12 protein-coding genes are annotated in these 14286 nt (G+C 32.9%); 6 read left to right on the forward strand and 6 right to left on the reverse strand.

Annotated features, from left to right (window positions below; translation table 11 throughout):
- Positions 1-78: 78 nt before the first annotated feature.
- The 3 genes from B3L86_RS02740 to B3L86_RS02750 are packed head-to-tail and all read left to right on the forward strand — an operon-like array spanning position 79 to position 3535.
- Complete coding sequence (locus tag B3L86_RS02740; protein WP_291114800.1) at positions 79-2046, forward strand: LysM peptidoglycan-binding domain-containing protein; 1968 nt, start codon at positions 79-81, stop codon at positions 2044-2046.
- 41 nt (positions 2047-2087) lie between these two features.
- Positions 2088-3065 (forward strand): DUF4837 family protein, encoded by a 978-nt coding sequence (locus tag B3L86_RS02745; protein ID WP_291114802.1) that lies wholly within the window; start codon positions 2088-2090, stop codon positions 3063-3065.
- A gap of 23 nt (positions 3066-3088) precedes the next feature.
- Complete coding sequence (locus B3L86_RS02750) at positions 3089-3535, forward strand: GNAT family N-acetyltransferase (protein WP_291114804.1); 447 nt, start codon at positions 3089-3091, stop codon at positions 3533-3535.
- Here the strand turns inward: B3L86_RS02750 and B3L86_RS02755 are convergent.
- The 4 genes from B3L86_RS02755 to rnpA form a co-directional block, all read right to left on the reverse strand.
- Complete coding sequence (locus B3L86_RS02755; RefSeq protein ID WP_291114806.1) at positions 3532-4356, reverse strand: OmpA family protein; 825 nt, start codon at positions 4354-4356, stop codon at positions 3532-3534. The genes B3L86_RS02750 and B3L86_RS02755 overlap by 4 nt on opposite strands.
- Complete coding sequence (locus B3L86_RS02760) at positions 4356-5990, reverse strand: S41 family peptidase (protein ID WP_291114808.1); 1635 nt, start codon at positions 5988-5990, stop codon at positions 4356-4358. Before B3L86_RS02760 ends, B3L86_RS02755 begins: the two co-directional genes overlap by 1 nt.
- Before the next feature lie 4 nt (positions 5991-5994).
- Positions 5995-6810 (reverse strand): DUF4349 domain-containing protein, encoded by an 816-nt coding sequence (locus tag B3L86_RS02765; protein WP_291114811.1) that lies wholly within the window; start codon positions 6808-6810, stop codon positions 5995-5997.
- 62 nt (positions 6811-6872) lie between these two features.
- Positions 6873-7247 (reverse strand): ribonuclease P protein component, encoded by a 375-nt coding sequence (rnpA, locus tag B3L86_RS02770; RefSeq protein ID WP_291114813.1) that lies wholly within the window; start codon positions 7245-7247, stop codon positions 6873-6875.
- Positions 7248-7340: 93 nt separating this feature from the next.
- On the opposite strand from rnpA, the gene B3L86_RS02775 reads away from it, so the two are divergent.
- From B3L86_RS02775 to B3L86_RS02785, 3 genes are all read left to right on the forward strand, one after another.
- Positions 7341-8387 carry an isoaspartyl peptidase/L-asparaginase family protein gene (locus tag B3L86_RS02775; RefSeq protein ID WP_291114815.1) on the forward strand — a complete coding sequence of 349 codons (1047 nt, stop codon included), beginning with the start codon at positions 7341-7343 and terminating at the stop codon, positions 8385-8387.
- Positions 8388-8585: 198 nt separating this feature from the next.
- Entirely contained in the window at positions 8586-10010 is a 1425-nt protein-coding gene (locus B3L86_RS02780) for a hypothetical protein (RefSeq protein ID WP_291114817.1), read from the forward strand.
- A 196-nt stretch (positions 10011-10206) separates the two neighbouring features.
- Positions 10207-10644, forward strand: coding sequence for a hypothetical protein (locus tag B3L86_RS02785; protein ID WP_291114819.1), 438 nt, complete (start codon positions 10207-10209; stop codon positions 10642-10644).
- A gap of 89 nt (positions 10645-10733) precedes the next feature.
- Here B3L86_RS02785 and B3L86_RS02790 read toward each other — a convergent pair whose 3' ends face one another.
- Positions 10734-12617: a M1 family metallopeptidase gene (locus B3L86_RS02790; protein WP_414655118.1), complete on the reverse strand. Its 1884-nt coding sequence runs from the start codon at positions 12615-12617 to the stop codon at positions 10734-10736.
- 17 nt (positions 12618-12634) lie between these two features.
- On the reverse strand, positions 12635-14233 hold the full coding sequence (locus tag B3L86_RS02795; protein ID WP_291114821.1) for a S8 family peptidase: 1599 nt from the start codon (positions 14231-14233) through the stop codon (positions 12635-12637).
- Positions 14234-14286 lie beyond the last annotated feature (53 nt).

Here is a 14286-nt window from a genome sequence, read left to right on the forward strand (position 1 = left end):
ACAAAAAAAAACGTTTATATTTTCGTATGTTTGCACAACCCCTCAACTACCTGAAATATAATCTGTTAACAAATAAAAATGAAGTTACAAAATACCACATTAGTTTTTTTACTCCTTTTGTCAGGACAGCTATTTGCTCAAGACTCTTTGGCAACAGCAAATCAGCTTGTAGAACTACCCAAAATTTCTTTTTTAGATTCTATCAAAAAATCATTTGTTCATCATGAAATTGCAGCTTGTGTAGATGAAAGATTTATCACCGAAATTGCATCTCAAGATTTATTTAAGGAAATTACAAATGATATTGAAAATATCGACTTAGATGTAAAAGTTGATTATGAACTTTCAACCGAACTTCTAAAAGAAAGATTAAAATTGCTTGATGCAAAATCAGCGTTTAATATCGAATATAATCCTGGATTAGAAAACATCATTAAACATTACTTGAAAAACAGAAAAAAATCCTATGAACGATTGATGGGATTATCTCAATATTATTTTCCAATTTTTGAAGAAGCATTATCAAAATATAATGTTCCTTTAGAAATTAAATATTTGGCAATAGTTGAGTCGGCCTTAAACCCGAGAGCTGTTTCAAAAATGGGAGCTACCGGATTATGGCAATTTATGTATGGAACTGGAAAACAATATAACTTGGAAATCAACACTTTTGTTGATGAACGAAGCGATGTATTAAAAGCCACCGAAGCCGCATGTCAATACATGGTAAACATGTATGCTATTTTTGGTGATTGGGATTTGGTTTTAGCATCTTATAATGCCGGGCCAGGAAATGTAACAAAAGCCATCAGACGCTCTGGCGGGAAACAAAATTATTGGAACATTAGACCGTTTTTACCAAAAGAAACACAAGGTTATGTTCCGGCTTTTTTAGCAACAATGTATGTTTATGAATATCACAAAGAGCATGGAATCGTGCCAAACAAACCAATTTTAAATACTTTTTCAACTGACACCATAAAAATTAAAAACAAAATGTCTTTCAAACAAATTTCTGATTTGTTAGATATTTCTGTAGAACAATTACAGTTTTTAAATCCTTCTTATAAAAGAGATTTTGTTCCTTCAATACCGGGAAAAAATCATTTTTTACGTTTACCAATAGATAAAGTAGCTGTTTTTACATCTAATGAAGATAAAATTTATGCCTATTCTGAATATGATTTTGGAAAACGCGAAAAACCTTTTTCTTCACAGGAAGCTCTGGCTGCTGCAGATGGAAGTTTTGATGTAATGTCAACCACAAAATACCACACAGTAAAAAGAGGTGAAACACTTGGTGGTATTTCTAATAAATATGGAGTTCCTCTTACAAAAATTAAACAATGGAACAATTTGAAATCAAACAATATAGCCTTGGGTAGAAAGCTAAAAATTGTTACTAACGAAAGAATTGCAACTACTGCAAAACCTAAAACAGAACAAGCAGCTGTAAAAACAGCAGAAAAAGTTACTAATACTACTATTGTTTCTAAAGACTCAATTATTAAAAAAGTACACCAGGTTGAAAAAGGTGAAACTCTTAGTTTTATTGCTAGAAAATATGATATAACGATTGATGAAATTAAATCTTTAAATGGATTAAAAGACACTAATATAGCAATAGGATCAAAGTTAATTGTGTCGAGAGAAACATCAGACCAAGAAATTGAAACATCAGACATTCACATTGTTCAAGCCGGAGAAACACTTTACAGTATTGCTAAAGCAAATAATGTGTCAACTGATGATTTGGTAAAATGGAATAACCTTGAAGATGCAAGTGTAAAAGCAGGTATGCAATTAAAAATAATAACTTCGGAAGATATAGCAACTACTGTTGCAGAAGTGAAAACAACACCAAAAACAGTCTCAAAACCAAACAATTACAAGAACGAAAACGTTTATGTTGTTAAAAAAGGCGATTCATTATTTAGTATTTCACAAAAAATTCCAGGAGTAACGGTAGCAGATTTAAAAAAATGGAACGGTATTAGTGGGGGAACGGTTATCAAACCGGGAATGAAATTAAAAATAAATGGATAATTTATTATAATTTATTTCGAGTTCCTTTAATCTCATGTATAATGAAAAATATAATTTTTACTATTGTAACAGCTTTAGTATTATTTTCTTGTAAAGAAGAACAGCAACAAAAAACGTCATTAAAAGATTCCTCAGGAAAAATTAATTCGCTATCCGTCATCATCGAAAATCAAATGTGGAGTGGTGAAGTAGGTGATAGCATTAGAAGTAAATTTGCTGCTCCTGTAGACGGTTTGCCACAACAAGAGCCTTTGTTCAATATTTCTCAGTACGCTCCAAAACTTTTTGAAGGTTTTATGACTAACAGTAGAACAATTCTGATTGTTACAAAAACCGAGCAAGCTAATTTTGAAATTAAAAATAATGTTTATGCTCAACCTCAAACTGTAGTTTATGTTTCAGGAAACACAATTTCTGAAATTATAAATAAACTAGAAGAACATTCAAAAGAAATTATTTCAACATTAAAAGCGGGAGAAATTCTTGAAAACCAAAGAAGAATAGCTATATCCTTGCTGGATGATTCTAAAATCAAAAAAAAGTTCAACATTTCTCTAAAAATACCAACCGCTTACAGATACATCATCGAAGAAGATAAGTTTTTTTGGATTAGAAAAGAATTAACTTCCGGAAACAATAGTATTTTAATCTACGAAGTCCCAATTACAACTATAGAGAAAGATCCTAATTTTGTATCATCAATCATTTCGCTTCGTGATTCAGTCGGACAAAAACACATTCAAGGTACTTTAGCAAATACCCACATGGTAACCGAAGATTCCTATGCTCCTTACTTCTCAAAAATAACTTTAAAAGGAAAAGAAACTTTTGAAACCAAAGGCACTTGGGAATTGAAAAACGATTTCATGGCCGGCCCATTTATCAATTATGCCATTAAAGACGAAGCAAACCAACGCTACCTGGTAGTTGAAGGTTTTTGTTATAATCCATCAACTTCAAAAAGAGATTTAATGCATGAATTGGAAGCCATTATTAAATCGATTACTTTTTTAAATTAATTTTGGGGTTAATTTAAAATCAAATGGATTTAATTTTTAAAATAAAGCGATTTAACGAACTTTCAGCCCTTGAAATATATAATTTACTTCAACTGCGAAGCGAAGTCTTTGTAGTAGAGCAAAATTGCGTTTATCAAGATATTGATGGCAAAGATGACAAAGCCATTCACCTTTTAGGAATTTTTGATGACGAATTGGTTGCTTATGTTCGCATTTTTAAACCTAGTGATTATTTTGAAGAAGCCTCTATCGGCAGAGTTGTAATCAAGAAATCTTATAGAGATAGAAAATGGGGTTATATTTTAATGAATAAAGCTATTGAAGTCGTTAAAGCAGAACTTAATGAAACAAAAATTACTATTTCGGCTCAATTATATCTCAAAAAATTCTATGAAAACTTAGGTTTTAAACAAACAAGCGATACTTATTTGGAAGACGATATTCCGCATATTCAAATGAAGCGGAACTAAATTTTAGTGACCAATAGCTCAACTCTTCTATCTAAATCAGGTGTTTTTCCTAACGGTTTTGTGTTGCCATAACCTTTAAAAGTCATTCGCTCTTTAGCTACTTTTTTAAAGATTAAATATTTATAAACCGTCTCGGCTCTGTTAATTGAAAGCTTTCTTTTTTTAGTGTCTTTGTCAATAGCTTCTTTGTGGTTTGGTGGTGTACAACAAACATGACCTTGAATTTCAAAATGAATGTTTTTGTATTTCATCAGTAATCGCGAAATTTTATCCAACTCGTTTTTTGATTGCAAAGTCAATTTACTACTTCCACGTTCAAATTGAATATTTTCTAAATAAATTCGATCACCAACGATATGTTTTTTTTGAATTGTGCTATAAACACCCGGAACGTCATTGAGCGTTGCTTTTGGTTCCGGTTTTAAATTGATGACAACATCCACGCGACGGTTTTTTGATCGAACTTCGGGTAAATTATCAACAATATCATCTTCAATCAGAATTCTTCCTTTTCCTTCAATGGTTATAATTACTTTATTTTTTATGCCATTTTTCACAAACAAGTCTTTTACTTCATTGGCTCGATCGTTGGATAGCTTTCGGTTGTAATCATCTTTTCCAACATCATCACAGTAGCCAAAAATTTGTAAGCTTTCAATTCGAGTACTGTCAGTTTTCTTAACAAAATCAATAATTTGACTAGCTTGAGTTGTATCAATTGAAAACTTGTTAGTGTCAAAATAAACAGATTGAACCATTTCTTCTTGAGCATAAATCGACACGGAAAGCAGAAGTATAACAACTCTAGAAAAGGTTTGCATTATTTAAGTATTTTGTTGTATTCAGTAGGATTGTTCAATAAAGTGGTTGCTTTTTTTACTTCAGAATTATTTAAAATATAGTAAGCATATAAACCTTCTTTGTATTGGTATCTTTTAATTAATTCATCCGTTAATAATTGCATTATTTCTGCTTTGTTTTTATTCAGCTGCAATTCTTCACTTTTCTGTAAAGCGGCTAAAAGATTTTGATATTCTGTTTTGATATTCTCATCAATTTTTTCTTTTTGTGCAGCTTCCAATGTTTTTTTCAAAGCTTTTTCGGTTTCTGTATCAAATGAAAAGTTTTTCTTTTTTAAGAAGATTTTGAACTCTGAAAAATCAGCATCAGTAAGTTGCGGAACTTTTGCACCTAGAGATGGATTTTTATAATAATAAATCGTAGCAAAGTCAAAAACAGCATCATTTTTTTGTAAAGCTTCAGCAATTGCACTAAGTTGCGTTTCTACTAAAACTACATCAGGCAATATACCACCTCCGTCATAAACGGTTCTTCCGCCTCTTGTTTTAAAAGCGGTAAAGTTTTTTTCCTCATTTTTAATGGCTTTTCCGTTTGCATCTTTTTTTGAATAATCCAAAGCTTGAATGCATCTTCCTGTTGGAGTGTAATATCTGGAAATAGTAACTTTTACTTGTGTGCCATAGGTTAAATCCATTGGTCTTTGAACTAAACCTTTTCCAAAACTTCTACTTCCAACAACCACAGCACGATCTAAATCTTGCAAAGCACCCGAAACAATTTCAGACGCAGAAGCACTTTTTCCATCAACCAAAACCACTAACGGAATTTCAGTATCAATAGGATTTCTGGTCGTTTTGTAAGTAACATTGTGTTTGTCAATTTTTGATTTTGTGGTAACAATTACTTCCCCTTTTGGAACAAATAAATTACAAATATTTACCGCTTCACCAAGCAACCCCCCCGGATTTCCCCTTAAGTCAAGAATGATTCTGTCAACACCTTGATTTTTTAAATCCATTAAAGCCGCTTGTGTTTCTTGAGAAGCTTTTCTGTTGAATTGAGAAAGCACAATATAGCCAGTATTATCGTTGGTTTTTCCGTAGAACGGAACGGCTTTAACGTCCACTTCATCAAGTACCAAATCGGCAGTTAAAGTTTTTCCTTGACGGATAAATTTTAGTGCAACTTTTGCGTTTTTTGCTCCTTTTAATAATTGCGAAGCATCTTCTTTGAAATCAGCTAAATTCACATCGCCAATTTGAATAATTTCGTCACCTGCTTTTAATCCTGCTTTGTCAGCCGGATAACCTTTATAGGGTTCTTTGATTATTATTTTTCCCTCTTTTCGGGTAATCATGGCACCAATTCCGGTATATTCTCCGGTGTTGTTAATTTTGAATTTTACTACATCAGCTTCATTAAAATAGTTGGTATAAGGATCTAAATCGGCCAACATGCTTTTAATGGCTTTATCCATTAATTCACCCGGATTGGTTTCGTCAACATAATTCATATTCACCGTTTTATATAAATTGGTGAAGATTTCAATTTGTTTTGCAATTTCAAAAAAATCTTTGCTGAAACTCATTCCAACAAACAAGAAACCCGATAAAATAATTGGAACTATATAACGCTTTTTGATTTTTGTAAACATGATATTATTGATTTTTTCTTTTTAATGTTTTTCTAACAAAGATGAAAATTGCAACTAAAATAAGAATAAAAGGCCAAATATGAAGCAATCCAATAAGGAAACTCGATATTCCGTTCCATCCGGATTTTATAGCATTCCACATTTTTGTACCATAAGAAACAGTTGCATAATCTGCTTTGGCCACTTTTTTATAAAATTCTATTTGGATGGTGCTCAACGAAATTTTATTTTGAAGGTAATTTAATTGTCCCTCTTTGGCTTCAATTTCTTCACGAATGGCAGATAGTTCTTTTTCAATTTCTAAAATTTCGGAGACTTTCACTGCTTTTTTCAATAATTCCAAATAGCGTTCTTCCAAGGTTTTTTTTGCCTTAATCCTAGCTGATAAGTCAATATATTCAGCTGTTACATCTCTTGACGAAATTTCCTTTCGGTCAAAATAGGCAACATCTTTTCCGATTTCATTTAAAAAAGCATCAAAATTTTTATTCGGAATTCGTATAATCAAATGTTTATAAATGGAATTATAATCTTTTCCTTCAGAATCATTTTGAAGATAGGCATTGTGTTTTTTTAAACCTGAGAGAATCTGCTCGTAAGTTGTTTTTAAATCTTGGGTTTCATAGCGGAGCGATGCCTCTCTAATTATTTTACTTTCCAAATCGGGGGCTTCAAACTTCGTGTCATTAATGGCAATTTTTGAATCCATTTCTTCCATTACAGGCATTGTTTCTCCTACCACAGAAGTTTCATAGTCAGGATTTCCGCCACATGCTAATGGCAAAACTAAAAACGATAAATAAGCTATTATTGTCTTCATAAAAAAAATTTTAAGTAAAACGGAAAGTTAGCAATAATCGTACAGCAATTGTCAGGCCATTTTTATTTTTTAATTTCTAGAAGAAATTTTTCAAAGAGCTGAATTGTTTTTTCATTCATTTCTTTAAAACACATGGTTTCTTTAGATTGATAAAAAAACATAATTGCATAAGGTTTCTCTAGGTTTTCCAACAACATTTTTTTGTTTAAACGATAGCATTCTCTGAGCAGTCTTTTGTAGTGGTTTCGATTTACAGCATTTTTAAAATGCTTCTTTGAGACGGAAACACCAATTTTAATTTTCTCGTCATTTTCTAACACAACCGGAGCAAAAACCAAACGCAACGGATATTTGGAAATCGATTTTCCTTCAGAAAAAAGCAAATCAATATGCTTTTGACTTTTTAATTTTTCGTTTTTGGGATAATTGAAGGACATTTTAATTGGATTCTTTCCTGACAAAGGTAATCAGAACAGATTAATTCTGCTAAAATCTATTTTTTAGTATCTTTAACAACAAATAAAAGTAAAATGAAATTTCTTTCAACACGTTTTTTAGCGGGTCTGTTTTTAGCCTTACTTAGTTGCAATAACAAAGAAAACCAGATAAAACCTCAGGTTGATGCTGTTGAGAAATTCTGCATTGTAATTCACGGAGGAGCCGGTACCATTTTAAAAGAAAACATGACAGATTCTTTAGAAGCGGAATACAATCGAGTTTTGGATTTAGCCGTTTCAAAAGGCTATGAAATTCTTAAAAACGGCGGTAATAGTTTAGATGCTGTAACACAAACTATTATGATTCTAGAAGATTCCCCTTTGTTTAATGCCGGAAAAGGAGCCGTTTTTACTAACGAAGGGAAAAATGAATTAGACGCATCCATTATGGATGGAAAATCAAAAGCGGCGGGAGCTGTTGCAAGTGTTACCAAGGTAAAAAACCCAATTACTTTAGCAAGAGCCATTATGGAAGTTTCTGAACATGTGATGATGGTGGGACCCGGAGCAGAAAAATTTGCAGAACAAAACGGAGTGGAATTAGTGGATCCAAATTACTTTTATACCGTAAAAAGATGGGAAGGTTTGGAAAAAGCAAAAGATCGTGAAAAAACAGAACTAGATCATGCAGCCGCAATGCATTATGACCCCATGATAAAGGATCAAAAGTTTGGAACTGTGGGTTGTGTTGCTTTAGATAAAAATGGAAATATCGCTGCCGGAACATCAACCGGTGGCATGACCAACAAACGTTATGGACGTGTGGGTGATGCTCCGATTATTGGAGCAGGAACGTATGCTGATAATGCAACCTGTGGAGTTTCTGCAACGGGTTGGGGTGAGTTTTTTATTCGAAATGTTGTGGCTTATGATATTTCAGCACAAATGCAATATAAAAAAGTTAGTCTAGCAGAAGCCGCCAAAGAAACAATTCAGAAAAAAGTACCCGAAATGGGTGGAGATGGTGGAATTATTGCTATTGATAAAGACGGAAACATTATCATGGAATTCAATACAGCCGGAATGTACAGGGCTTCTATTGACAAATCAGGAATAAAAACAATTGCTATTTATAAATAATTAGATAATCTTGAGTTTTTTTCAATCCTTTTATCTCGGTCATTTGCTGAAAAATAAATAATATCTAGTTTTACATCAGTTCTAATTGACTTTAGAAATTAGAATTTAAAAAAAGTTATAAAATCCCATTGTTTTTTAACTATCAAAATTAATTTCTTGTGAAATTATTCTTAGTTTAGTAAACCAATTTATCTCACAATGAAAAAATTATTTATTTTATCGTTTTGTTTTTTTATGCAATCTTCGTTTGCAAATGAATTGTATAAAATTAAAGTAGAAAAAAATCAAAAAATACAAGGAACCCTTAGTGCTGAGTTGAGTGATAATGCAACTATTCATTTTGTGTTTACTAAAAATTCAGAATCCAAAAAATTTGAAATCATCCCGATTTTTGTAGATTCAAATAAACAACCAAAGCAACTGGATATGTTTGAATCGTCAGAAATTCCGAGTATTCTCTCTTATCATAAAAACGGGTCTATTGTAACGCTTTCTAATTTTTATGAAAAGAAAAAAGAATTACAACGAATTGATTTTGATGTGAATTCCGGAAAATTTCAATCAACTACCACCAAAGATTTTTCTAATCCGAAGAATATTTTTCGCTTAAGCGATCAAACGGTTTTTGTTGATTTTGATAAAACAAAAAACAAGTTGTCTACAATATCTTTTTCCAATTCAAAAGAAATGAAAGAAGATAAATTTGAATTTTCTGCAACAGAATTCAATAATTTCAAAGCCTTTTTTAACGAAACGCCGCAAGAAGTGAACCAAAATGAATTTGTAAAAAACGGACCGATTTCTAAACGAAAAAGTTATTTTTCTGACAATAAATTAATTTTTACTTCCGAGAAAGACAAAAGCAATATTCAGGTGTTAACTTTACAACTTGACGGAAGCAAACAATATAAATTTACTGATTTTGACTTTAATTACCCCAAAGATATTAAAGACCAAAACACGTATGTGGTAGACAACATGCTTCTGTCTGTAGCCGTTTCAAAAGAAGATGTTGTGTTGAATTCTTTTGACATGACTACCAAAAAAGCAACAAAAAGCATCTCATTACAAAATGATTTAAAGCTTAGACTTAGTGCAGAAAACCGAGACAAATTTATTCAAAGTGCCGCCAAAAACGCAATGAAACCTACCGTTACGGTTAATAAAACAAAAGACCCAAATAAGTTGTTGGTACTATTGGATCATGTTAATAAGAACACGTATAATTATAATCACAATTGGTGGCATTTTCATTGGATGATGATGAATCAACAGCAAATGATGCAACAGCAAATGATGCGTCAACAGCAGCAAATGATAAAACAATCGATGCCTAGAGGTTTTGGACCCAACATGGAATATTATGATGCTTTAGCGATGGTATATTTCAACAAAAGTGAGCTAAAGCCCATTCAATTTGTCATAGACTCAAATCTAAACCTTGACGAAGCCTCTGGAGCAGAAACAATACATAAATCAATCGAACGTGATGATTATCTAGAAAAATTTAAAGATGATAAATCACTTAAAGAATTATCGGCAGGCTTTACATCTACAGATTTCAGATATATTTATTTTGATAAAAAGAATGAAACGGTTTATTTAAAATTGGAAAGTTTGTAATTGAAAGCAAAAAGGAACCAGACAACATCTTACTATCAATAAAAATGAACTAAACATATATTTTTTTCAATTTATTAAACGGATGTTTGATTAAAATTATATAACAAATAGAAAAAATTACGTAACACAAAAACTACTTTATTGCACAATCTTTGCTTGTCAGTTCATACTATAACAAAACTAAAAAGTAAAGATCATGAAAACAATTAAATTTATACTGTTAGGATTATTGTTGAGTAGTTTTACTATGCAATCACAAGTTTCCGTAAACGTAAACCTTGGAAAACCTCCGGTTTGGGCACCTGCAGATAGAGTTGAAGTGCAATACTACTATTTGCCGGAAGTAGATGTTTATTATGATGTACCTGCACAACGATTTATTTATATTAGAAACGGCCGTTGGCATCATTCGGCAGCACTTCCTGCCAAGTACAGAGGTTACAATTTAAACGGAGCAAATATTGTTTACCTTACTGATTATAGAGGAAATGCACCTTATAAATTTCATAAAAGTCATAAAGCAAAATATGGAAATCGTGGCAATGCTTATGTTGTGAAACAAACTAAACATAAGAATAATTCCAAAAAAGCTACCGGAAAGGGAAAAGCTCGTGGAAAAGGAAATAAAAACTAATAAATATTGTTCTAGTTACTGTTTCTTCGATAGAATTATAGCATTTATAGTTTTAAAAACAAAAAATCCGGACACGTCCGGATTTTTTTCTAATTTTCTTTAGGATATATATTGTTCTCCTTATTCACATCGGCCATTAAGCCACTTGGATCAATCACAACGGATTTAATTTTAGATTTACCTTGTGAGAGTGAGAATTCATAGGTTGGATAAGCCCAATCCCATCCTTTTAAAACCGTTCGTTTTATTTGTGGATAAGGGTTTTCTTTTTCCCATCGCATCAATGGGTTTGGGATATAATAACTTTCAACAGTTCCGTCTTCATAAGCTACCAAAATATCCAAAGGCATTGGCATTCTTCCGATGCGTTCAAGGGTGATTTTTCCGTTATCGTCAATGTTTTTAATACTGTAATCAATCGTATTGGTAGTTTGAGTCCAATCCACCAAATACCAGTCTAAAACCGCTCCCGAAACGCGTTCAGCAGAACGTTTAAAGTCGTTTGGTGTTGGGTGCGTAAATTTATAATCGTGGTAAAAACGTTTTAAGGTTTTAAACATGTTATCCATTCCAATTACATAAGCCAATTGGGTCAAGAAAACCGTTCCTTTGCTGTAAGATGAAATACCATATACCATGTTTTCATCAAAACGATCGGCATGTGTAGATTGCGGTTGTTCACGACCTGTACTTACCATATAAAAATAGTTGTTATAAGCACTTTGAAACGGGTTGTCGTCTTCTTTTTTGTTTTTAGGAGGCATCACTTGCTTCATTGCCAAATCGGATATAAAGGAAGTAAATCCTTCGTCCATCCACTCATGTTTACTTTCGTTGGTTGCTAAAACATGCTGAAACCAAGTGTGAGCCAATTCATGTGCGGTGACACCAACCAAACTAGGCAACGAACGTTTCCCTGTTATCAAAGTACACATGGCATATTCCATACCACCATCACCACCTTGAATAACAGAATATTGTTTGTAGGGATAAGTTCCGATTGCATTATTGAAAAAAGTCAATAATTCAGCCGTTTTAGGTTGTAGTGCTTTCCAATTTTCAATGATTTCTTTATCATTTTTATATAAGAAATGAAGTTCAACACCATTGTCACCTATAATTTTATCATGAATAAAATCATTGTCAGCACCCCAGGCAAAATCATGAACCTTTGGTGCCACAAAATGCCACGTGAGGTTTTTGGTTTTTTTAGGATGTTTTACTTCTACACCTTCGTCTTGGTAGCCATGACCAATTTCGTTTTTGTTTTGCAAATAGCCCGAGGCTCCAATCGTATAATTTTTATCAATCGAAATTTTCACATCATAATTTCCCCAAACACCGTGAAATTCTCTACCAATGTAAGGATCAGCATGCCAACCTTCAAAATCAAATTCACACATTTTAGGATACCATTGCGTCATTGAAAGAGCCACACCTTCAGCACTATTTCTTCCCGAACGACGAATCTGCTCCGGAACTTGTCCGTCAAAATCTAACGTAAATGTCGATTTTGATTTAGGAAGAATCGGTTTTACTAAAGTAACTTCCAAAATGGTTCCCACTACTTTTGTTGAAGCAACTTGACCGTCTTGTTTGAAATTAGTGATTTTTAAATACCCAATTTGATCCGGTTTTAAGGTGGAAATTCTACTTTCTTTGACTTCTTTGTCGCCAACTTTAAAGCTTTTCACCATTCGTTTGTCAGGATCGGTGATGGTTTGCAAACGAATATCCATTTCACTTCCGGGCTGAAACGCATTTAAATACAAATGATAAAAAACCTTGTGAAGCGTATCCGGCGAATTGTTAGTATATTCTAATGTCTGTGTTCCTTTATATTGAAAGGTTTTTACATCCATAGCCAACTCCATAGTGTAATCAGCTTGTTGTTGCCAATAGCCTGGATTTGGATTTTGAGCAACAAGCTGCAATAGCATGAATGAAAAAACAAAGGAAATGGAGTATTTCATGAGAGTTGAATTTATAATTATTTAGACATTTTATCTGCCATTAACAAAGCATTGTAAGCATTTACAATTTTTCCGGAAACAGATAATTCAGTAAACGAAGCTTTGTTAGAAGCTTCGCCACCAACAATGACAGTTCGGTCAATGGCAACACCGCTTTCTTTCAAAATTTGTTTTACTTGCGGAGCGGTTAAACTTGGATAATAGGAACGAATCAAAGCAGCAACTCCTGCAACATTTGGAGATGCCATAGAAGTCCCTTGTTGGTGTTCGTATTTGTTGTCAGGAACAGTGGCATAAATTTTTACACCAGGTGCAAAAACATCTACATCTTTTTTTCCATAATTTGAAAAATCAGCAACCATTTTTGTTCCATAATCATGATTTAAGGCACCAATTTTTATAAAATTGTTTGCAATTTCATTTTCACCAACTCTATCGTTTGGATAGCTTTCTACTACGTTCAAATCCTCGCCATCATTTCCTGCGGCATGAACGAATAATACATCTTTGCTTGCAGCGTATTGAATGGCTTCATAAACCCATTCTTTTTGAGGAGAGAAACCTTTTCCAAAACTTCCGTTGATAATTTTTGCACCGTTATCTGCCGCATAGCGAATAGCAAGTGCGATATCTTTATCATATTCATCTCCGTTTGGAACAGCACGAATCGCCATAATTTCCACGTTAGTAGCCACACCATCACCTCCTAGATTGTTCCCTCTCACTTGTGCAATAATTCCGGCAACGTGGGTTCCGTGTAAAGCGTGTTTTTTATCCGGGCCCCAAACTTGGTTATTTCCGTAAAATTTAGTGGAGAAATCTTCGGCATTGTCGCCTAGAAGTTTTCTTCCGTCATATTCTAAATTTAAATGGTAATTTAATTGGTCATAAACATAGTCTTTAAATTCTTCAATTCCTTTTTTAAATTCTTCAGCAGGGGTTCTGGTTAAGACTTGAACCATAACCATTTTGTAATTTCCAAGTGTAGGGTTTGAAGTTAAAATAGATTTTACATCTTCCAGTGTATAATCTTCTTTTTTTAAGTGTTCTGAAATGGCTTTGTCAGCAGCTAAAATAAAATCAAGTTGCTGCTTATTAGCCATCGCTTCTTGCTTTTTTTCTTCAAATTTCTTTTCAGCTTTCTTAAAAGTATCAGAACCGTCATCACCTTTTTTAAGAATTCGAGTCATTTCTAAATTTTCATTAACAACATCACCCAAAAAATTCCAACCATGAATGTCGTCAACATAGCCATTATTGTCATCATCAATTCCGTTACCGGGAATTTCTTTGGCGTTGGTCCAAACTCGACCTTTTAAATCTTCGTGTTCAATATCAGTACCGCTGTCAATGACGGCAACAATTACTTTTTGACCTTTTTTGTTTTTTAATAATTCTTCATAAGCACGGTCAACACTCATGCCGGGAATCGTGTCTTTGATTAAATCCAAATGACTCCAACGCAACAATTCCGCATCAGAAATTTTACCATTCTTTAAAGGAACCGTTTCAGAAGTTAATGGTTTTAGATTTACAAAAGATGATTTTGAAGCACTACATCCGGCTAAAAACAAAAAAGCCACACCTAGTGAAATAGTTAATTTTATAGAATTCATAGAAATATATTTTGAGGTAAAAATAATCGTTTTTTAAAATTTTTGTTTAGCAT

This window comes from Flavobacterium sp. UBA6135 (genome assembly GCF_002428305.1).
In the GTDB taxonomy this organism is placed as follows: Bacteria; Bacteroidota; Bacteroidia; order Flavobacteriales; family Flavobacteriaceae; genus Flavobacterium.